This window comes from Hyalangium gracile (assembly GCF_020103725.1).
GTDB classification, from domain to species: Bacteria; Myxococcota; Myxococcia; order Myxococcales; family Myxococcaceae; genus Hyalangium; species Hyalangium gracile.
This window is the reverse complement of record NZ_JAHXBG010000002.1, coordinates 218628-238090: the sequence shown is the minus strand read 5'-3', so window position 1 is coordinate 238090 and position 19463 is coordinate 218628. Positions and strand designations below refer to the sequence as shown.

Genomic DNA, 19463 nt, shown 5'->3' with positions numbered 1-19463 from the left:
CAAAGCGCTTTCTCGGCGCGCTCGGCCCATTGTGGGCTCCATCGCTTCACGCCGGCTGCAGGAAGCGCCCGTCCACGAGATGCTCGATGACCTCGAGCGCTGAGTCCGGGTCGAGCCTCACCTTGGCTCCCAGCTGCGCCACCGCGCTGGACACCGTCGTCGGACGCTCGAAGGCGGCCAGGGTGCTCAGGAGGATCTTCCCGTCCTCGCCCTGGTCGAGCGTCGGATCGGTGAACCTTCGAGGGCTGACCGAAGGTGCGCAGGCCATGCCCGTTCCGTCCACCGAGCGCACGACGGTCACCTGCTCCTGGGCCACCTTGGCGGGGACCCGGTGCTGGCCCAACCAATCTCCGAGCTTGAACTGGAGCGTCGAGGGGGCGGTATTCAGCAAGCGCGTGCGTCCGTTGATGGCGATCCTTCGCCTCGCGGCGCGGTGCTCCCACATGAGGGAGTCCACGTGATCGGAGGTGCGCTGCACCGCCGCCTCGAGTGCCGCGTCACGGAAGCGGATCATCGGCACCGTTACCTCGCCCGGCTCACGCTGCTCGAAGTACTCGAGGAACTCCGCGAACGTTCGCGCCTCGGTCTCCATGTCGAACCGCGCGGGGTGCTCGGTGACGAGCGCCCCCGGCTGCGCTTCGAGCCGCTGGTAGCCCACCACGCAGTCCATGCCGATCACGCGCTTCACCAGACGGACTTCCTCTTCGAGCGTGGCGGCGCTGGCGAAGGGCAGGCCCGCGATGCCAGAGACCTCGACGTCCAGATTGGGATGGCGGTGGCACTGTTCGATCAGCTCCATGAGCTGCCAGTCCGTGGCACATGGTTTGAGGAGGCCGCGACGCATCTGCTCGAGCCGCTGCTGCTCCGAGAAGCAGCCGATGTCGAGCACCATGTAGACCTTCTCGAAGGTCTGGGCCAGAGCGTCGATGAGCTCCATCCGCGCCACACCCCACAAGAAATACGTGCAGGAGTGGCGTGAGAGATCGACCCCGGCCCAGGTGCTCTGCAGAAACTCCGCCGAGCTTCCCGAGAAGTCGTAGCGGTACTGCCACGTCCGGTGAGCGGTCTCCTGATGATCGCGGCGCACGTTCTCCTCGGGCCGCAGGAATGGCTTCGCGCGTCCGAAGTCCGCCTTCTGGTTGCCGCGGGCCCCACCGCAATAGAGGCAGTTCTCACCGCACCCCTTACCGGGCGCGACCCAGCCCGAGTAGGCGTGGAGATCCTGGCGGCTGAGGAAGATGTCGTTGAAGTGCGAGTAGTAGACGTCCTCGCTGTTCTTGGTGCCTTGCACGTACGCCAGGGGCAGCCGTCGCGGACTGCCGTCCGGAGCCCGGGTGATGCAGTTCGGAGGGGAGGGGGCACCCTGGCAGAGCGCGAGCAGCGGCAGCTCGCCGTCGCCCAGGATGACGTGATCGATGCAGTCGAACCCGCTCAGCTCCCGCCACCAGTACGACGCGGAGTTTCCGCCCACGACGATCCGGATCTCGGGATCGATCCGGCGCAGCGTCCGGGCCAGGAGCAGCGCTCGGTGGACGTGGTGGAACCACTTGAGGCTGATGCCGACCAGCCGAGGGCGTACGCGCGCCACCATGGCTTCGAGCGAGCGTGCGACCGCTTCTTCGGTCTCATCCCCGTCATAGAGCCGGACGAAGGCCTCGATGCCGCCGCGTCGCAGATAGCCCGCGAGGTAGAGGATCCCGCAAGTAGCCTCGCCGGTACCGGCGCCGAGCAGGAGGACTGGAGAGAGGACACGACGGCCATGCATGAGGCGGAACCCAACCTTCCGAAGGTGGCGACTATACCAACGGGCAACCGCCAGGGGGCTGTCGCCCATCCGCTCCTGGCTGGGAGCCCGCGCTCAGTAGTTCTCCTCGCGGCTGCTGTTGGCGACGCTCCACAGCAGCAGGCCCCAGAGGACCGTCATGACGGTTCCCAGGACGATGCCGACGATAGCCTGGCCCTTGCGCCCGATGGGGGGCTGGGCGTGCGGATCCACCCGCTGCAGGGCTACCACTCCGAGGAGGAGGGCCATCGGTGCGAAGAGCGGAAAGAAGAGGGACGCGAGGCCCAGGTTCATCGCATCGCGGGCTCTCGGGTTGTTCTCCAGCACGTTCCACAGGCGCTGGAGTCGGGCGGTTGAGACCTGCTCCTGGAAGAAAAGCCGGTTGCGCGTATTGAGGTAGAGCAGGCTCACGCTGCAGCCGGCGACCAGGAAGACGACCGCGCTGGCCCGGGGGCCGACCGCCAGGAACGCCATGGCGCAGCTCAGGGACGTGACGATGAGTGCCTCTCGCGCCCACTTCCTGCCCAGGAAGAAGGTGATGCTGGCCACCGCGCAGGCCGCCATGAGCAGCTGGAGCAGCCAGGACATCCGCCGCTGCAACACCGACAGGATCGTGATGAGCGCGAGCAGCAGCCCGAAGGCACCGAACACCCAGGCCGCGGCGTCTCGGCGTCCCCACAGCTTGAGGCGCAGGCGCTCCAGGTAGTCGACCTCCGGGCGGGCCGCGCACGCCGAGCACCAGTCCTGGTTGGAGATCCGCTTCACGCACCTGGGACAGAAGAAGGTGCCGCAGCGCGCGCACGTGCCGCTGGAGGCCTCCGTCGGGTGGGTGGCACAGCGGGCAGAGGTGGGGCCAAGCGGAACGTCGAGGGTGGACACGCTCCCAGTCTTCCACGGGCAGAGCAGGTGTGGCGAAGGCCTGCGGGAAACAACTGTTATCAGGAGCAGCCCTCCGCCTGGACACTCCCGTTATCAGGGCCAGGGTAGGGGAGACCGCCGCTCGAGCTCCCAGTGCTGGCAAGCCCCGAGAACGATTGGGACCGCCGGGAAATCGAGAACGCCCGCTCCGTTGGCTTGCCGGATGCACATGGCTCCGCGCGAACGAGCACTGGCCTGGGCCCGAAGCGCCCATGCGCCGGAGGAATGGACCATGAGGCAAGAGATGAAGGGCATGCACCTGTGGGCGGTCCTGGCGGGAGTGGCGTGGCTGGCCTGCGGAGTGCCCCCGGAAGCACAGGCGCCGGGTGCCGAGCAGGTGCTGAGCACCCAGGAGCAGGCGCTGTGCGCGGGGCTGGACGTGAGCGAGCTGACGCTGGACGGGATCAGCTCGTTCGAAGGGGAGCTGGCGGGCGCCGGGACCTATGCGGTGTCGGGCATGGCGGACGGGGTCCTCGTGGAGTACCGCGTGGACGGCACGCTGGCGATGAAGCAAGAGATTCCGACGACCGGGGGCGACTGGTTCTACAGCCAGTCCGGGATGAACTGTGGCGTGCACTCGGTGGAGGTGACGGCCTACCCGATGGTGCTCGACAGCAATGGCGTGCGCGCGCCGTGCTTGAGCGTCTCCCGGTCGCTCTTCCAGAACGTGCAGCAGGCCTGCCCCGGCGTCTCCGCGGGCTACCAGCACACGCTGGAGCTGAAGGCGGACGGAACCGTGTGGTCCTGGGGCTACAACTTCAATGGTCAGCTGGGGATCGGCCACCGAGCCCCTCGCTCCACGCCTCAGAAGGTGAGGGGGTTGAGCAACATCGTCGCCGTGGCCACGGGCTCCTACCACTCGGTGGCGCTGAAGGAGGACGGCACCGTGTGGACCTGGGGCAACAACGGCAACGGTCAGCTGGGAGATGGGACGACCACGCTGCGCTCGTTCCCCGTGCAGGTGCCGAACCTGAGCGATGTCGTCGCGGTGGGCGCCGGCTCCTTCCACACGCTGGCGCTGAAGAAGGACGGCACTGTCTGGGCGTGGGGCCACAACTCCTACGGGCAGATCGGAGACGGGACGACGATCCAGCGCAACTCACCGGTGCGGGTGACGAGCCTGAGCGGCATGGGCTCCCTCTCGGCGGGCCAGTTCCACTCGGTGGCGTGGAAGAAGGACAACACCGTGTTCGCCTGGGGGGCCAACGACTACGGCCAGCTCGGAGACGGGACGACGACGTACCGGCCGACGCCCGTGCGCGTCATGGGTCTGTCCAACGCCGCCGCGGTGACGGCGGGCTTCTATCACACGCTGGCGCTGAAGAAGGACGGCAGCGTCGCCACGTGGGGCAACAACTTCTACGGACAGCTCGGCGATGGGACGACCACCAACCGCTCGGTCCCGTCGGAGGTGCCTGGGCTCAACGGCGTCACTCGCCTGGCCGCTGGCTTCTACTTCTCCGCGGTCCTCCTGGAGGACGGGACCGTCTGGGGCTGGGGTGATAACGGCTCTGGCCAGCTCGGGGACGGGACGACCGCCCGCAGCTTCACCCCCGTCCAGGTGAGCGGCCTGTCGGACGTGATGGGGCTCGACTCCGGGGACAACCACACGGTGGCGATGACGACGGATGGCTCCGTGTATGCCTGGGGCTCGAACGTCTCCGGTCAGCTCGGAGACGGCACCATCACCCAGCGCAACACGCCCGTGGTGCCGGTGCTGCCTCCCATCAAGAAGGTGTCCGCGGGCGACTCGTACACGGTGGTGATGAAGCAGGATGGCAAGGTCTACACCTGGGGCCGCAACTCCGAGCGGCAGCTCTGCGACGGCTCGACCGTGAGCCGCTCCGAGCCGGATGAGCCGGTATGGGACATCGATGGCGTCGTCGACATCAGCGCGGGCGGATACCACGTCATGGCGCTGAAGGAGGACGGCACCGTGTGGACGTGGGGCTACAACGGCTATGGCTCGCTCGGGGATGGGTCCACCACCGAGCGGCTGACCGCCGTGCAGGTGTCGGGACTCAGCAACGTCGTCGCCATCTCCGCGGGGTGGTACCACTCGTTGGCGCTGAAGGCGGATGGCACCGTCTGGGCGTGGGGCTACAACGGCTATGGCCTGCTCGGGGATGGGACGACCACCCAGCGGCTGATCCCCGTGCGAGTGACGGGCCTCACCGGCGTCATCGCCGTGAGCGCCGGTGGGTACCACTCCGTGGCGCTGAAGGCGGATGGCACCGTGTGGGCGTGGGGCTACAACGCCCATGGACAGCTCGGGGATGGGACCACGACCCAGCGGTGGACGCCGGTGAAGACGTCTTCACTCACCGACGCCGTCGACATCTCCGCGGGGGGCTACCACACCATGGCCGTGCGCCAGTACGGCTATGTCTCGGCCTGGGGCTACAACGGCTACGGCCAGCTGGGAGACCAGACGACGACCAACCGCTCCACGCCCGTGTTGGTGAATTCCCTGAGCGGTGTCAGCGGCATCGCAACTCGGGGCTATTCGACCGTCGCGGTGAAGCTGGACGGCACCGTGTGGACGTGGGGTTACAACTTCCATGGCCAGCTCGGGGATGGAACGACCAACAACCGCCTGATGCGGGTGCAGGTGCCCGGTCTCACCGCTACCACCACGGTCGCCTCGGGCTTCTACCATTCAGCGGCGGTGGCGTCGGATGGCACCCTCTGGACGTGGGGCTCGAACGGCGAGGGGGAACTCGGTGATGGGACGACCATGCGCCGGGTGACGCCCGTGATGTTGACGCACTTCATGCAGTGACGTTCGTTGCTCTCCACGAGCGAGCAGGGGAGACACGTCCACGCCGGTCTTGGCATTCGAGCCCCGGAACCGCCGTCACCCCAAGATTCCTTGCACGGTGCAGAGGGCTCCAAAGTTGTGATGAGCAGGGACTGAGGGGCCAGTCGCTGCCTTCTTTACGACGGTGGCGTGTACCCGTGGGACGAATGTGACCTCGACTCCAGTCACCTATGTCCGCGCCCCCGGCCTCCAGCCGGGAGAAAGCGAAGCAACGGATGCGCGACTTCAAGTTGGGAAGCTGGGTGGTGCTCGGCCTCGCGGTGGCTGCTCCGATGGGGGGCATGGAGTGCGGCGATGAGGAGCTCGCGCGCGCGGAACGGAAGCGGATCGAGCAGGGGCTGGCCCTCTCACCTGTGCCCCTCGACCTGGCCGGGAAGGACCGCGACCTGGTGGGGCTCGGCAGCTACATCGTCAACGCGCAGGGGGCCTGCAACGACTGCCACACCTACCCATCCTTCGTCGAGGGAGGCGACCCGTTCCTGGGCGAGCCGGAGCAGATCAACTCGGCGCACTTCCTTTCGGGCGGGAGGCCCTTCGGGCCCGACATCGTCTCGACCAACCTCACCCCGGATGGCGCGGGCAATCCGGGCGGGCTGTCCTACGACGCCTTCGTGCACCTCATCCGCACTGGCAGGGACGAGGATGGCTCGATCCTTCAGGTCATGCCGTGGCCCGTCTACAAGAACATGACCGAACGCGATCTGCGCGCCATCTACGAGTACCTGCGAGCCATTCCCCACGCCGAGCCCGGTCCTTGAGACGTCCGTCCGGGCCCTGCGACCGCTCGGCTCCGAGGTTCGACCGGTCGTCCCAACCGGACCGCCGTCATCGCGCGGGCGTGCCACCTTGGTGCGCACCGTGGCCTTCGAGTGGTTGACCGGGCGTCACACTCCCCCGCGGATCCGACAAGCAGCAGAGCCCCGCTGGCGGCGGAGCTGGACCGAACTGGTATGACAAGCAGACCAGTTGGCTCAGACCGCGCCCGGCGGGGCTCCTCCTGCGCGAAGGGCGGTGAGGCCTCGGGCAACGGGGATCAGAAGAGGCTGCTCAGGTTCGCGGCCGCCTGGTTCACGGAGGCAGCAACGTTCCCCACCGAGTTCAGGACCCCGCCCACGGCCTGCTGCGCGGGGGCGGTCACCTGCGCCACGGTGTTCTGGATCCCGCCGATGGCCTGCTGCACGGGAGCCGTCAGCTGCGCCACGGCGTTCTGGAGCAGGGAGGCAGGGCCGGTCACGCCGCTCTGCGCGCCATAACCGCCATCCACCGGGGCGGCGCTGGCCTGGGCCGCGTACGGATCCAGCGCGGCGGCATACGGATCCACCGGGGCGCCCGCAGCGGCATACGGATCCAGCGCGGCGGCATACGGATCCGCCGGGGCACCCGCAGCGGCATACGGGTCCGCCGGAGCGCCGCCCGCGGCATACGGATCCAGCGTCGGGGGCATCATGCCCAGCGCGCCCGGCAGCGCGGTCACCGCGCTGAGCCCGGCTCCCGCCAGCGAGGCCGCGCCGCCCACCAGGCCGCCCGCCAGCTCGGCCGCGCCACCCACGATGCCGCCCACCGCCTGGGCCGCGCCACCGGCAAGGCCGCCGAAGAGGTTGCCCACTCCGCCCAGGGCGTTGCCGAGCCCGTGCGGCTTGAGGCCATCCAGCCCTCCCAGCTTGGGCTTGAGCCCGTCGAGCAGGTTCGGCTTGCCGAGGCTCGGCTTGAACCCATCGAGGAGGTTCGGCTTGCTGAACCCGGGCTTGAACCCGCCAGGCTTGAACCCATCGAGGAAGTTCGGCTTGGCGCCGGGCAGCTTGCCGTTGATGTCCGGCCGCGGCGAGAAGGTGGGCTTGGACGTCGGGAGGTTGGGCTTCGGCAGCTTGCCACCGATGCCCTTGAAGCCGTTGCCAAGGTTCTTGAGACCGCCGAGTCCGCCGAGCTTCATGGGAGTAACTCCTGAGAGGAAGAGTGAGGGAGGGAGGCTGCCGTGACGGGAAGGCTCTACTGCACCGCATGTGCCATCCTGTGCGACTCAGGAGGAGGATGTGTTCTCGCGGGTTTGCGCGGACCAGGTGGCTCGGTGGCGCGCCCGCTGGTGACTGCGCTCATCGGCCACGGTGGTTTCGGGGGGAGACAGCAGTCACCAGGAGAGGGAGTGCCGTCACCAGGTGGGCCATCGCGTGGATCCGGGGCCTTTTGTTCTTGTATTACGGGTTATCTTGGTTTCGCACCGGAGGTGACCCGTGGAGCAGAGGCAAGGAGCAGGACGGTGGATCGGAGTGGCCGCGGCAGGACTCGGCGCGCTCCTGTGTATGTCCGCCTGCAGTGGTGAGGAGTCGGCGGAGCCCACGACGGAGGCGCCCACGCTCCAGCAGCGGGAGCGCTCGCTCCTGCCTCTGGGGCTCACGGGCGCCACGGGCTGCGCCTGGGGGAGTCTGGACTGCAACCTCTGTGTCTCGGGCGTCGTCTCGGCGTTCAACAGCCTGCGCGATCATGGCGAGGTGCTGGGGTTCAACACCGGCGGGTACAACTTCAACGTCGGGTATCCGAGCAGCGACCACTGGCAGGGCATCCAGCGGCTGACGAGCGGCTCCGCCCGCTACTTCGTGGTCTCCAAGCGGGACGGCCGTGACTCCGGCGCCAACGTCGCCCACACCGTGGCCATGGAGTCGCGCAACACCTCGGGGCTGCGCTTCCGCTCCAACCGTCTGGCGACCACCATCTCCGAGCCGGAGGACACGACTCCCCACTTCATGGATCGGGCGGTGGGCGCGCTCCCCGTCGACGATGGGTACAACCATGGAGGAGGGATGCAGGCCTCCGGGAACATCGTCGCCATCCCCATGGAGGAGGGCGCTGGCAACGGCAAGATCGTCCTCTATGACTTCAGCGCGCCCACCGCTCCCATCAAGCTGAGCACCGTCTACGGCACCAGCAGCAACGCGGGCACCGCCTCCCTGACGAAGCTGGCGGATGGCCGGTTCATGCTCGTGCTCGGGCAGTGGGATGCCAGGAAGCTCGAGTTCTTCCTCTCGACCGGCACCGACATCAGCACCACGGGCTGGACTCCGTATGATCAGTGGTCCGACTCGGAGATCGCCTCGGGCGAATGGGGCGCGTTCCAGAACATCAACTTCCTCACCGACTGCTCGGATGGACGCCTCTACCTGGTCGGCACGATGCTCGGCGGGCTGCGCTGGGGCGGGGGAGACGAGGACCACGCCCACCTGTACGAGGTGTCGCTCACCGGCAACGTCGCCATCCAGCACGTCGCGTCCAAGCACTTCTACTGCAGCAACGATGGCGACCGGCAGTGCAACTTCAGGGCCGCGGGCGGCGTCTTCGTCGACAGCGAGCGCCACCTGCTCCTCTACTCCGTCGAGCACGCCGACGATGGCCCCAGCGGCTCGGTGAAGCTGATGGAGTTCCGCAGCGTCTTTCCCAACACGCGCTGCGGCAGCGACATCAACGAGGCCTTCGTGGACTTCTACGATGACTCCAACTTCACCGATCGGGGCTTCATCTACGACTACCCGGATCGCTCGCTGAAGAACTGGGCCAGCTTCGCCTCCGTGGATGGGCTCAACGACAAGATCTCGTCCGTCCGGTACTGCATCCCTCCGGGGTACCGCCTGCGGCTCTTCCAGGACTCGAACTACCTCGGCACGAGCAAGGATCTGATCGGCACGGGCTCGCCCGTGTCCGTCAACCTCAACAACTGGAGCTTCGGGGACAAGATCTCCTCGGCCCTCTGGTTCGGGTACTGAGCGGTTGCCTCAGCCCAGGCGTGTTCTCGACGTCAGGAGGAAGCACGGCACAGGTGTCCGCGTGCGCATCGACGGCCCCTATATACCCTGGAATTTTTTATTGCGACGGTCCCACGGCGACACGTGTCCCTCCCGCAGTGCTCGAGGTGATGAGCCCTCCATAGGAGACATGGATGTCGTTCAAGGCACAGCTGACAGTAGTTCTCGCCCTCGTACTCGCCGCGTGCGGTCCAGACCTGGAGGGGGCGAGCTGGTCCGGCCTCGACCCGGGCGCCGAGGAGCACGCCCTGGCCGTGGGCCCTCCGGTGAGGGGCGGGGTGGCGATGATGACCACCGCTCGGGGCAACCACACGGCGACACGGCTGGCCGATGGCCGGGTGCTCGTGGTGGGCGGCAACACCACCACCAACACCGGCGGCGCCGTGCCGCTCGCCAGCGCCGAGGTGTATGACCCGGCCACCGGTGCCTGGTCCCCCACCGGTTCGCTTGCCCAGGCACGCCACAGTCACACGGCGACGCTGATGCCCGATGGCCGGGTGCTCGTCGTGGGCGGTCAAACCGCCGACCTCGTCCGCGTCGCCACCGCGGAGCTGTATGACCCAGGCACCGGCACCTGGTCTCCCGCCGGCTCGATGGCGAACGCCCGCTTCATCCACACGGCGACGCTCCTTCCCAACGGCAAGGTGCTCGTCGCCGGCGGGGTGGGCACCAGCGCAACCCTGGCCACCGCGGAGCTGTATGATCCGGCCACCGGCACCTGGGCCACCACCGGCTCGATGGCGCAGGCCCGCTATTCCCACTCGGCGACGCTGCTGGCCACCGGCAAGGTGCTCGTGGCCGGCGGGAGTGGATCGGGCATCCTCGCCACGGCCCAGCTCTACAACCCGGCCACTGGCACCTGGGCCGCCACCGGCTCGATGCCTCAGGTCCGCGCCAGCCATCCGGCCACGGTGATGCCCGATGGCAAGGTGCTCGTCACCGGAGGCTCCACCGGCACCGGCGCCCTCGCCACGGCCGTGACGTACAACCCGGCCACCGGCACCTGGGCCGCTGCCTCCTCGATCGGCTCGGTCCGCCGGGGCCATACGGCGACGCTGCTGTCCAACGGCAGGGTGCTCCTCGCCGGAGGGAGCGACGTCAGCACCAACCTCTCCAGCGCCCTGGAATACGGGCCGACCTCCGGTGCCCTCACCACCGGCTCGCTCTCCCTGATTCGCTCCGGACATACGGCCACGGCGCTCCTCGATGGGCGCGTGCTCGTCACCGGCGGGTACGGTGCCACCGGCATCCTTCAGTCCTCCGAGGTGTATGACCCGGCCAATGCCTCCTGGGGCTCGACCCTCTGGCAGGGCCGCGCCTTCCACACGGCGACGCTGCTGGCAGATGGCAAGGTGCTCGTCACGGGCGGATACACCACCTCCGTGTCCACCCAATACGAAGCCAGCGCCGAGCTCTATGACCCGGCCACCGGGGGTTGGACCCCCACCGGTTCGCTCGCGCTGGGCCGCATCCGCCACACGGCGACGCGACTGGCCGATGGCCGGGTGCTCGTCGTGGGCGGGTGGACCTCCCTCGATCTCACGGCCACCGCCGAGCTGTACGATCCGGCCACCGGCACCTGGACTCCCACCGGCTCCATGACGGAGGCCCGCCAGTTCCACACGGCGACACTGATGCCTGATGGCAAGGTGCTCGTCGCGGGGGGATGGGCCGGCTCTTTCGCCCTGATGAGCGCCGAGCTGTACGATCCGGCCACCGGCGCCTGGACTCCCGCCGGCTCCATGACAGAGCACCGCTATGCTCACACGGCGACGCTGCTGCCCGATGGCAAGGTGCTCGTCGTAGGTGGGGCTTTCGTCGGGAGCGCCTTGCAGAGCGCCGAGGTTTATGACCCGACCACCGACACCTGGTCCGCGACGGCTTCACCAGCGGAGGGCCGCGGCTCCCACACGGCGACGCTGCTTCCCAATGGCAAGGTGCTCGTCGCGGGGGGATGGGTTGGCACTTTCGCCCTGAAGACCGCCGAGCTGTATGACCCGACCACCGGCGCCTGGTCCGCTACAGGCTCGATGACGCAGGGCCGCTCCGGACACTCGGCCGTTCTGCTGGCCGATGGCCGGGTGCTCGTGCTGGCAGGGTTGCTCGATAGCAGCGCTCCCCACCTGGCCAGCGTGGAGATCTATACCCCCACCGGGGTCTGGGCCACCGCGCCATCGATCGGGATCGCTCGCCACGACCACACGGCGACGCTGCTGCCCACGGGCAAGGTGCTCGTCACGGGCGGCTCCAGTCGCAACCTCGACAAGACCTCCAGCATCGTCCTCTCCCAGTCGGAGGTTTACGAGCTCCCCGCGGCGCTCTGGAGCCGCACCGGCTCGATGGCTCAGGCGCGGCGCCTCCACACGGCGACGCTGTTGGCCGATGGCCGGGTGCTCGTGGCGGGCGGACAGGGCTCCAGCGGCTACCTCGCGACAGCCGAGCTCTATGATCCGGCTACCGGCACCTGGACGCCGACGGGATCGCTCGGGACGGCGCGGAGCCATCACACGGCGACGCTGCTGGCGGATGGCCGCGTGCTGGTCGCCGGTGGGACCAACGCCAGCGGCCGGCTGGCCACCGCCCAGCTGTATGACCCGACGACCGGCACCTGGACGGCGACAGGCTCGCTCGCGGGGGCCCGCTACTTCCATACGGCGACGCGGCAGCCCGATGGCAAGGTGCTCGTGGTGGGCGGCTCGGGCGCCAGCGGGGCCCTGGCCACCACCCAGCTGTATGACCCGGCCACGGGGACCTGGACCGCCGGTGGCTCGCTCGCGTGGGCTCGCCAGTCCCACACGGCGACGCTGATGCCCGATGGCCGCATCATGGTGGTGGGCGGTGTCGGCACCAGCGGCGCGGCCGTCACCAGCGGCGAGTTCTCCCCCATGGGAGGCATTGCCTGGAGATCCACGGGAACGAGCGTGCAGGCCCGCCAGTCCCATAGCGCCACGCTGGTGTCGGGAGGGAGGATCCTCGTGGCCGGAGGGACGGGGACCGGAGGCCCCTTCCGGAGTTCCGAGCTCTCCGTCAATGGCGCCGCCTGGATCGCCTCGGGCGCGCTGCTCGAGGCCCGCTACCTCCACACGGCGACGGTGCTGCCGGATGGTCGGGTGCTCGTGGTCGGCGGGAGGAGCGCCACCGTCTCGCTGGCCAGCAGCGAGGTGTATACCCCGGCCACCGGCATGTGGACCGCCAGCGGTTCGCTCACGCAAGCCCGCCGGTATCACACGACCACCTTGCTCCCGGGGGGCAGGCTGCTCGTGGTGGGCGGAGAGGGCGCCGACAACGTCTTCCTCGCCACCGCCGAGGTGAACTGACCTCCGTGGGAACCTCAGGCGGGGGCCCTCTCGAACCCCCGCCTGACGGATGCTCCCGCGCTACCTGGCTACAACGTGGGCGCCAGGAGCTTTGCCTGTTGCCGCGCTAGTAGTTCCGGTAGTCGTAGACATCCAGCACATACGAGGTGCCGTTGCGGCACTGCACGAGGAACTTGGCGCTTCCTCCCCGGGTGACGGACCATCGAATGACAATCACTTGATTGTGCACCATCGCCGGAACGGTGACGGGACCTCCAGTCGCAGGGGTTGGGCCGAAGACGGCGCCTTCCTGGCTATACCCGGTCGACTCCTGCAAGGCGCAATTGGCGCTCGACGGAGCCGCGGGACCCACCGGGCCGGGATCGCCCTTGTCGCCCTTGTCGCCCTTGTCGCCCTTGTCGCCCTGAGGACCGATGGGCCCTGTGGCCCCCGTGTCACCCTTGGGACCCTGGATGCCCTGGAGGCCTTGAGGACCGGCCGGACCCGTGGCGCCTGTGTCGCCCTTGTCACCCTTGATGCCCTGAGGACCGATGGGCCCTGTGTCTCCCGTGTCGCCCTTGGGACCCGCAGGACCCTGGAGGCCTTGAGGACCGGCCGGACCCGTGGCGCCTGTGTCGCCCTTGGGGCCCTGCGGGCCCTGCGGCCCCGTGTCGCCCGTGAGACCTCGTGCTCCTCGGGCGCCCGTGTCGCCCTTGGGGCCCTGTGGGCCCTGGATGCCCTGAGGACCGGCCGGCCCCGTGTCACCCTTGTCGCCCTTGGGGCCTTGCTGGCCCACCGCCACGCCCAGCGTGGAGTTGTCCTCCGGATTCGGTCCCCGGGACAGCGTGACGAGATAGGTCCCCGGATTGTTGAGCAGACCGTAGGGGATGGAGAGCGTCGCGGTCGTATCCGTATTCGCGATGACCGTGACGGGCAGACCCGCGAAGGTCGCCGAGGGAGCCGTCGTACCAAAGCCCTCGCCATACACGTACAGCCTCCCGGTGGAGGCCTCCGGATGCGAGGAGGTGAGAAGAAGGCGCGGAGTCGCCGCGGCGCTCATCCCCGGCAGGAGCGCCAGGAACGCCACCGCGACCAGTGCGCATGCACGGCCACTAGATCCACTACGAAATGCCATTGAATTCCCCGATGAGTCGGACACCACGTGAAGTACGTGGAACGCGCAGTGTAGGGGCGGGGCACACGTATAGCGAGAACTACCCTCACGCCCGGAGTGTCACTTCCGCGTGAATCACTTCGGCGCGAGGAGGTCGGGTAGGGGACGGATACCCGGGCCGTCCTACCCAGGGCATCAGTCCGTCATTGCCACACGGGGGGCTCGGTCGTAAGACGGGGCTCCGTGTCCGACGTCGATCCCCGGAAAGACCCCCGCTTCCGCTCGTTCCGAGCCGCCGCCTACGGGGTCCACATCCTCGTCTCCACCCTCTTCTGCCTGTGGCTCATCGTCAACGTGAGCCGCTCCGTGGCGGCGATGACGCCGGAGAAGCGGACGCGCGCCATGGGCGACCCCGGCGTCTCCTTCCGCGAGTGCGTGGACGGCGCCCAGTCGCTGTGGACCGAGCTGGAGAGCCAGCGCGAGGGCCTGGTGCGCAAGGCGCCCGCGCGCAGCGTGGATCAAGAGTGGATGCGCTTCCGCACCGCCTGGCTGGAGCGCCTGCGCGAGCGCGAGAGCCGGTGCCCCAAGAGCCCGGAGCTGCGCACGCTCTTCCTGCGGCTCGAGGAGGTGTCGGACCTCTACACCATCCACGCCGTGCAGTACGCCGGCGAGGTGGGCGGGGCCGTGGACGCGCTCCAGGCCGCCTTTGACGCCGCGCGCAGAAGCCCGGCCTCCGACCAGGCACCCTGATCCGCCCGCCGCTGCTCCTCCCCTGACCACCTTGGAGCGTGTCGGGTGCTGGCGGCGCGTGTGCGGAGCGACTCAAGCCTCGCGAAAAACTTTCGCTCCTACCGGACGGAGGTGCGGTGCTCTCAGGGCTGCTGGTTGAGCGCGGAGAGAGGTTGCTAACCTTTTGCTTGGAACCTGCTGGCGCTCTCCCCCCCGCGCGTCGCAGGTTCCAAGAAACCAATATTGTTTGCTCGAGAAAGGCGTGATGCATGAGTACCTCCGTGGCGGCTGCGGAAAAGGCGATGACGGGTCTCTGGGACAAGCACCTGGAGGCGGAGTTCGCCCACAAGAGTCCCGCCGAAGCGCTGGCGACGATGACGAGCAACCCGCGCGTCACCATCGTGCCGACGATGATCGGAGGCAGGGGGACCGAGGAGCTCGAGAACTTCTACGCCCGGCACTTCCTCAACCAGCTCCCGCCGGACATCGAGGTGGTGCAGGTGTCGCGCACCGTGGGCGTCTCCCGGGTGGTGGACGAGCTGGTCATCCGGTTCACGCACACCGTGCAGATGGACTGGGTGCTGCCCGGCATTCCTCCGACGGGCAAGCGCATCGAGTTCGCGATGGTGGTGGTCGTCTACACCGAGGGCGATCGGATCTCGGCGGAGAACCTCTACTGGGACAGCGCGACGATCATGCGCCAGGCGGGGCTGCTCAATGATCCGAAGCTGCCGGTGCTGGGCGCCGAGAGCGCGCGCAACATGCTCAGCCACAGCGCGCCGCTCAACGAGCTGATCCGCCGCACCCAGCGCTGAGTCGGCAAGAGGCCCCGCGGCCCGCCCAGGCCTCAGCGCGTGGGCAGGCTGGCGGCGTAGTGGCCGGTGCTGTCGGACACCGTCTCGGCCAGCAGCACCGAGGTGGGTCTGCCCTCCACGTTCACCACGCGGAAGAAGCGGATGGAGGCGTAGGCGACGCCCGGGATGGGGCTGTCGTACGCCGGCTCGGCGAGCGTCACCGTCCCGTTGATGCGGCGGCCCTTGGAGAGCGTGAAGGGCGCCAGCTCCGCGTTCGTCGAGGGCAGAACCGTGACGAAGCGGCTGACGCGCGGCAGGTTCTCCGCGGGGATGAAGTCGAAGCGGTACTCGCCGGGATCCAGCCGGAGGCGGTAGATGCCGTCCTCGTCGGTGGCCTCCGCCTCGGTGCCCACCGCGGGCCGGGGCCAGCCCGTCACCTCTCCCACGGGCTCGGCGATCACGCGCACTCCGGCGGCCGGGAGCCCCTCGGGGCGCAGCAGCGAGCCCTGGATGACGACCTTGTCCGGGCAGGTGACGTCCTTCAGCGTGACGCCGCCGCGCGGAATGGCGGTGGCCTGCAGGGTGAGGCCGGCGGTGGAGCTCGGGGGCGGCACGGCGTAGAGCGTCAGCGGCGTGTCCGGGTGGCTGGGCAGGGAGAGCAGCTCGAAGCGCCCGTCGGTGCCGGTGGTGACGGCGCGGCTGCGGAACTGGCCTCCGCCGCCCACCTTGCCCTGGAGGTAGACGGAGGCGTTCGCCACGGGCTGGCCCTCCAGGCTCACCACGCGGCCCTTCACCGTCACCGGCTCGCCGTAGTCGCCCAGCTCCAGCGGCGGGGTGAGGCCCGGGCGCGGATCCACGGTGAACGTCTTCTGCGGCACCAGCGGATCGCCACGCGGCACGGTCACCTGCACGAGCACGTGCTCCAGCTTCGCGGCGGACGGAGGCAGCGCGAGCTGGAAGCCGCCCGTGGCGCGCGACACGGGGACGCGCTGGGACAGGGGGCGCAGGCTCTCGTCCAGGGCCTGCACCTCCAGGTCCGCGTCCACCCGCGTGCTCCCCTGGCGCACCACCTGGCCGGACAGGCGGGTGACGGCGGCGGACGCGGGCAGCAGGAAGTCGAGCGGCACCGTCCTGCCGGGCTCCACCACGCGCGTCTCCGTCAGCGGTGGCACCTCGGGATCCTCGGCGAGCAGGGTGATGCTGTAGCTGCCCGAGCCCACGTAGAGCGCGTACTGGCCATTGTCGGGCACGAGCGAGCTGTCGTAGCGGCGCGTCAGGCCGGGGATGAGCAGGCTCTCGCCCGTCACGCGCAGGGAGACGGGCCTGAAGTAGGCGGTGGTGCTGGGGCTGGACTGCAGCGTCTCGCGGAGCACCTGGCCCGCGAGCGAGGCGGGCCCGAAGAGCTCCAGCTGCTGCTGGGGCCGCAGGTTCTCCACCGGGAAGTCCTGGGCGTGCAGGCCCGTCTTCGGGTTGGGCGTCACCTCCACGATGATGTGCTCGCCCGGATCGCCGCAGCCGTCCAGGAAGCACACCTCGCCCTCGGCGCACTCGGAGTCGTTGCGGCAGACGAGCGTGCTCTCCCCGGGATCGTCCGGCAGGTAGGCGCACCCGGCGCTCGTCAGGGCCAGCGCCAGCAGGGCCGCGCGCAGGGTTCTCATAGGCAGTCTCCGCGCACCGTGGTGACGAACCAGGCCTGGGTCACCGCGTAGCCAGGGTTGACGATGACGGTGCCCCCGTCCAGGGTGACGGTGCTCACCGGCTCGGGCTCGCGGCCCGTCAGGCGCGTGTCGCTCACCAGCGCCTCCACCAGGTGCACGCCGGGGGTGCTCAGCGCGCTGTTGGCCGCGCGCAGGTTGATGCGCAGCGTGGCCCGATCTCCGCGCTGGGGCTCGCCATTGTTGGCCAGCTTGAACTCCCGGAAGAAGCCGGTGGGGTTCTGGTTGTCGTAGTCCAGGTACCAGCGCACCGTGAGGAGATCATCCACGTCCGGGTCCTCCACGAGGACCGAGAAGTCCAGCTCGCACAGGCCTCCCGCGCCAAAGTCCTGGATGATGGGGTTGGGGGGCTGCACCTGCGTCTCCACGATGCGAGGGGGGCGATTGCGGCGCTGGGGGATGCTCTCCAGGAGCGTGTCGTCCTGGGGAACGAGGCACCCGCCCGCCATGCCCGCCACCCACGCCAGCCCCAGCCACCACAGCGGAAGCGCAAGCAATCCCTTGGCCATAGGCGGAGGAGAGGATTCCATAGGAAGGATGGGGATTTAGCAGAGGACCGAGGCCGTGCGCGCGCGCCGACCACGACAGTCGCGTCGCACGGAGGCTAGAGCAGCTCCTCCTCCTCGGGAGGCAAGGGCTTGCCTGTCTTCTCGGCCTCCATCTTCTCCAGGTGGCGGAAGATGGTGCGCGGGTCCACGCCGAGATCCTTGGCCGTCTTGGTGCGGTTGCCGTTGTTCCGGGCGAGCACCTCGTTGATGTAGCGCTTCTGGAACTCCTCCTTGGCCTGGAGCAGGGGCATGATCGGATCCAGGTTCTCGGGCTTGAGATCCAGATCGTCGGCGCCCAGCAGCGGCTTGTCGGCCAGCACCACGGCCTTCTTGAGGCGGTTCTCCAGCTCGCGGATGTTGCCCGGCCAGGCGTACTTTTTCATGGCCACGGTGGCCGCCGGCGTGAAGCCCTTCACCTTGGAGCCGAACTCCTTGGCGTACTTCTGGAGGAAGAAGCGGCCCAGGACGATGACGTCCTCGCCGCGCTCGCGCAGCGGGGGCAGCTTCAGGGTGACGACGTTGAGCCGGTAGTACAGGTCCTCGCGGAAGGTGTTCTTCTTCACCTCCTCCTCGAGGATCTTGTTGGTGGCGGCCACCACGCGGATGTCCACCGCCTCGCCGCGGTTGTCGCCGACCTTGTAGACGACCTTCTCCTGGAGCGCGCGCAACAGCTTCACCTGGAGCTGGAGCGGCATCTCGCCGATCTCGTCCAGGAAGAGCGTGCCGCCGATGGCCGCCTGGAACTTGCCGGGCCGGGTGACGACGGCGCCGGTGAAGGCGCCCTTCACGTGGCCGAACAGCTCGCTCTCCAGCAGGTTCTCCGGGATGGCGCCGCAGTTGATGGTGATGAAGGGGCCCTTGGCGCGCGGCGAGTGCCGGTGGATCTCCCGGGCGATCAGCTCCTTGCCGGTGCCCGTCTCGCCGGTAATGAGCACGGAGATGTCCGTGAGCGCGATCTTGTCGATGCGCTTGTACACGTCCTTCATGCCCTGGCAGGCGCCGACGATGTCGCCGTAGCGCTGGTCCTCCAGCTTCTTGCGCAGCTCGGTGTTGTCCAGCTTGAGCTCGTTCACCAGCAGCGCGTTGTGCAGGATGAGCGAGGCCTGCGCCGCGAAGATGGTGAGCATGTCCAGGCTCTTGGGCTCGAAGCGGTTCACCAGCCTGTCGTTGCCCACGTAGATGAGGCCGAACAGCTCGCCCTTGTGCATGAGCGGCACGCACATGACGGAGTGGACCTTGAGGTTCACCACCGACTCGCTGGCCTTGAACTCGGGCGCGTCGATGGCGTCCGCGATGATGATGGGCTTCTGGTCCTTGACCACCTTGGAGATGATGGAGTCCGACAGCTTCTCCACCGCGTCCTCGATGTTCTCCCGCGAGAGGTTGCGCGCCACCTTCACCCGGGGCTCGTTGCTCTCCATGAGGATGAGGAAGCCCTTGTCCGCGCGCGTCACCTCGATCACCTCGTCCATGAGGCTCTCGAGGAGCTTGTCCAGATCGTAGCTGCCCAGCAGCCGCTCGCTGAAGGTGGTGAGCCGGCGCAGCATCGCCAGCTCGCGGCCGGGCACGCCGGGGATCTCGGCGGTGTGGGACTCGTCCGAGATGCCCCCGTCCGGCGAGGGGGTGTGTGAGGGCGGCGGCGGGCCGCGCGGGGCCGGGGCGTCCTCGCGGGCGAAGGTCAGCTCGGTGCCGCCCACGCGGATGACGTCGCTGGAGGCCAGCACGTGCGAGTCGCGCTTCTTGCCGTTGATCTGGAACGTGGCCCCCAGGCTGCCCACCTGGTAGCGGCTGCCGTCGAAGAGCACGTGGATGGCGCTGTCCGGCACGCCCGGATCGTCGAGCTGCACGTCGTTGTCCGGCCCACGCCCGATGCTGGTGATGCGCTTGAGCAGCGGGACCGATCGGACCTTTCCATCAGGGGTGCGGACGCTGAGGCTGGCCATGGAGGCTCCAG

General features: G+C 68.7%; 13 protein-coding genes. 6 read left to right on the top strand and 7 right to left on the bottom strand.

Annotated features, from left to right (window positions below):
- Positions 1-46: 46 nt before the first annotated feature.
- Both KY572_RS04535 and KY572_RS47700 read right to left on the bottom strand, forming a co-directional pair.
- A complete protein-coding gene (locus KY572_RS04535) occupies positions 47-1765 on the bottom strand; it encodes a B12-binding domain-containing radical SAM protein (protein ID WP_224240922.1) in 1719 nt (572 codons plus the stop codon).
- A gap of 93 nt (positions 1766-1858) precedes the next feature.
- Positions 1859-2662, bottom strand: a complete 804-nt coding sequence (locus tag KY572_RS47700) for a DUF4190 domain-containing protein (RefSeq protein ID WP_224240921.1) — start codon at positions 2660-2662, stop codon at positions 1859-1861.
- Positions 2663-2933: 271 nt separating this feature from the next.
- On the opposite strand from KY572_RS47700, the gene KY572_RS04525 reads away from it, so the two are divergent.
- Together KY572_RS04525 and KY572_RS04520 are read left to right on the top strand one after the other, a co-directional pair.
- Positions 2934-5483, top strand: a complete 2550-nt coding sequence (locus KY572_RS04525; RefSeq protein ID WP_224240920.1) for an RCC1 domain-containing protein — start codon at positions 2934-2936, stop codon at positions 5481-5483.
- A 254-nt stretch (positions 5484-5737) separates the two neighbouring features.
- On the top strand, positions 5738-6280 hold the full coding sequence (locus KY572_RS04520) for a cytochrome C (protein ID WP_224240919.1): 543 nt from the start codon (positions 5738-5740) through the stop codon (positions 6278-6280).
- A 275-nt stretch (positions 6281-6555) separates the two neighbouring features.
- On the opposite strand, the gene KY572_RS04515 is transcribed toward KY572_RS04520, so the two are convergent.
- Positions 6556-7452, bottom strand: coding sequence for a hypothetical protein (locus KY572_RS04515; protein WP_224241521.1), 897 nt, complete (start codon positions 7450-7452; stop codon positions 6556-6558).
- 367 nt (positions 7453-7819) lie between these two features.
- Here KY572_RS04515 and KY572_RS04510 point away from each other — a divergent pair, with 367 nt between their 5' ends.
- Together KY572_RS04510 and KY572_RS04505 are read left to right on the top strand one after the other, a co-directional pair.
- Positions 7820-9274, top strand: coding sequence for a hypothetical protein (locus tag KY572_RS04510; RefSeq protein ID WP_224240918.1), 1455 nt, complete (start codon positions 7820-7822; stop codon positions 9272-9274).
- A gap of 173 nt (positions 9275-9447) precedes the next feature.
- Complete coding sequence (locus KY572_RS04505) at positions 9448-12630, top strand: kelch repeat-containing protein (protein ID WP_224240917.1); 3183 nt, start codon at positions 9448-9450, stop codon at positions 12628-12630.
- Positions 12631-12736: 106 nt separating this feature from the next.
- Here the strand turns inward: KY572_RS04505 and KY572_RS47695 are convergent, their stop codons facing one another.
- Positions 12737-13669, bottom strand: coding sequence for a collagen-like domain-containing protein (locus KY572_RS47695; RefSeq protein ID WP_317987811.1), 933 nt, complete (start codon positions 13667-13669; stop codon positions 12737-12739).
- Positions 13670-13966: 297 nt separating this feature from the next.
- Here KY572_RS47695 and KY572_RS04495 point away from each other — a divergent pair, with 297 nt between their 5' ends.
- Both KY572_RS04495 and KY572_RS04490 read left to right on the top strand, forming a co-directional pair.
- Positions 13967-14473: a hypothetical protein gene (locus KY572_RS04495; protein ID WP_224240916.1), complete on the top strand. Its 507-nt coding sequence runs from the start codon at positions 13967-13969 to the stop codon at positions 14471-14473.
- 281 nt (positions 14474-14754) lie between these two features.
- Positions 14755-15267 carry an ester cyclase gene (locus tag KY572_RS04490; protein WP_224240915.1) on the top strand — a complete coding sequence of 171 codons (513 nt, stop codon included), beginning with the start codon at positions 14755-14757 and terminating at the stop codon, positions 15265-15267.
- A 32-nt stretch (positions 15268-15299) separates the two neighbouring features.
- On the opposite strand, the gene KY572_RS04485 is transcribed toward KY572_RS04490, so the two are convergent.
- The 3 genes from KY572_RS04485 to KY572_RS04475 all read right to left on the bottom strand — a co-directional run bounded on the left by KY572_RS04485 (position 15300) and on the right by KY572_RS04475 (position 19452).
- Positions 15300-16904: a carboxypeptidase-like regulatory domain-containing protein gene (locus KY572_RS04485; RefSeq protein WP_224240914.1), complete on the bottom strand. Its 1605-nt coding sequence runs from the start codon at positions 16902-16904 to the stop codon at positions 15300-15302.
- On the bottom strand, positions 16901-17470 hold the full coding sequence (locus KY572_RS04480; RefSeq protein ID WP_224240913.1) for a hypothetical protein: 570 nt from the start codon (positions 17468-17470) through the stop codon (positions 16901-16903). Before KY572_RS04480 ends, KY572_RS04485 begins: the two co-directional genes overlap by 4 nt.
- A 95-nt stretch (positions 17471-17565) precedes the next feature.
- On the bottom strand, positions 17566-19452 hold the full coding sequence (locus KY572_RS04475) for a sigma 54-interacting transcriptional regulator (protein WP_224240912.1): 1887 nt from the start codon (positions 19450-19452) through the stop codon (positions 17566-17568).
- Positions 19453-19463: the final 11 nt, after the last annotated feature.

What these genes read in the sequence shown, in the direction of transcription:
- KY572_RS04535 (WP_224240922.1), bottom strand. Translation starts at nt 1,765, where the DNA reads ATGCATGGCCGTCGTGTCCTCTCTCCAGTCCTCCTGCTCGGCGCCGGT.
- KY572_RS04525 (WP_224240920.1), top strand. Translation starts at nt 2,934, where the DNA reads ATGAGGCAAGAGATGAAGGGCATGCACCTGTGGGCGGTCCTGGCGGGA.
- KY572_RS04520 (WP_224240919.1), top strand. Translation starts at nt 5,738, where the DNA reads ATGCGCGACTTCAAGTTGGGAAGCTGGGTGGTGCTCGGCCTCGCGGTG.
- KY572_RS04515 (WP_224241521.1), bottom strand. Translation starts at nt 7,452, where the DNA reads ATGAAGCTCGGCGGACTCGGCGGTCTCAAGAACCTTGGCAACGGCTTC.
- KY572_RS04510 (WP_224240918.1), top strand. Translation starts at nt 7,820, where the DNA reads ATGTCCGCCTGCAGTGGTGAGGAGTCGGCGGAGCCCACGACGGAGGCG.
- KY572_RS04505 (WP_224240917.1), top strand. Translation starts at nt 9,448, where the DNA reads ATGTCGTTCAAGGCACAGCTGACAGTAGTTCTCGCCCTCGTACTCGCC.
- KY572_RS47695 (WP_317987811.1), bottom strand. Translation starts at nt 13,669, where the DNA reads ATGAGCGCCGCGGCGACTCCGCGCCTTCTTCTCACCTCCTCGCATCCG.
- KY572_RS04490 (WP_224240915.1), top strand. Translation starts at nt 14,755, where the DNA reads ATGACGGGTCTCTGGGACAAGCACCTGGAGGCGGAGTTCGCCCACAAG.
- KY572_RS04485 (WP_224240914.1), bottom strand. Translation starts at nt 16,904, where the DNA reads ATGAGAACCCTGCGCGCGGCCCTGCTGGCGCTGGCCCTGACGAGCGCC.
- KY572_RS04480 (WP_224240913.1), bottom strand. Translation starts at nt 17,470, where the DNA reads ATGGCCAAGGGATTGCTTGCGCTTCCGCTGTGGTGGCTGGGGCTGGCG.
- KY572_RS04475 (WP_224240912.1), bottom strand. Translation starts at nt 19,452, where the DNA reads ATGGCCAGCCTCAGCGTCCGCACCCCTGATGGAAAGGTCCGATCGGTC.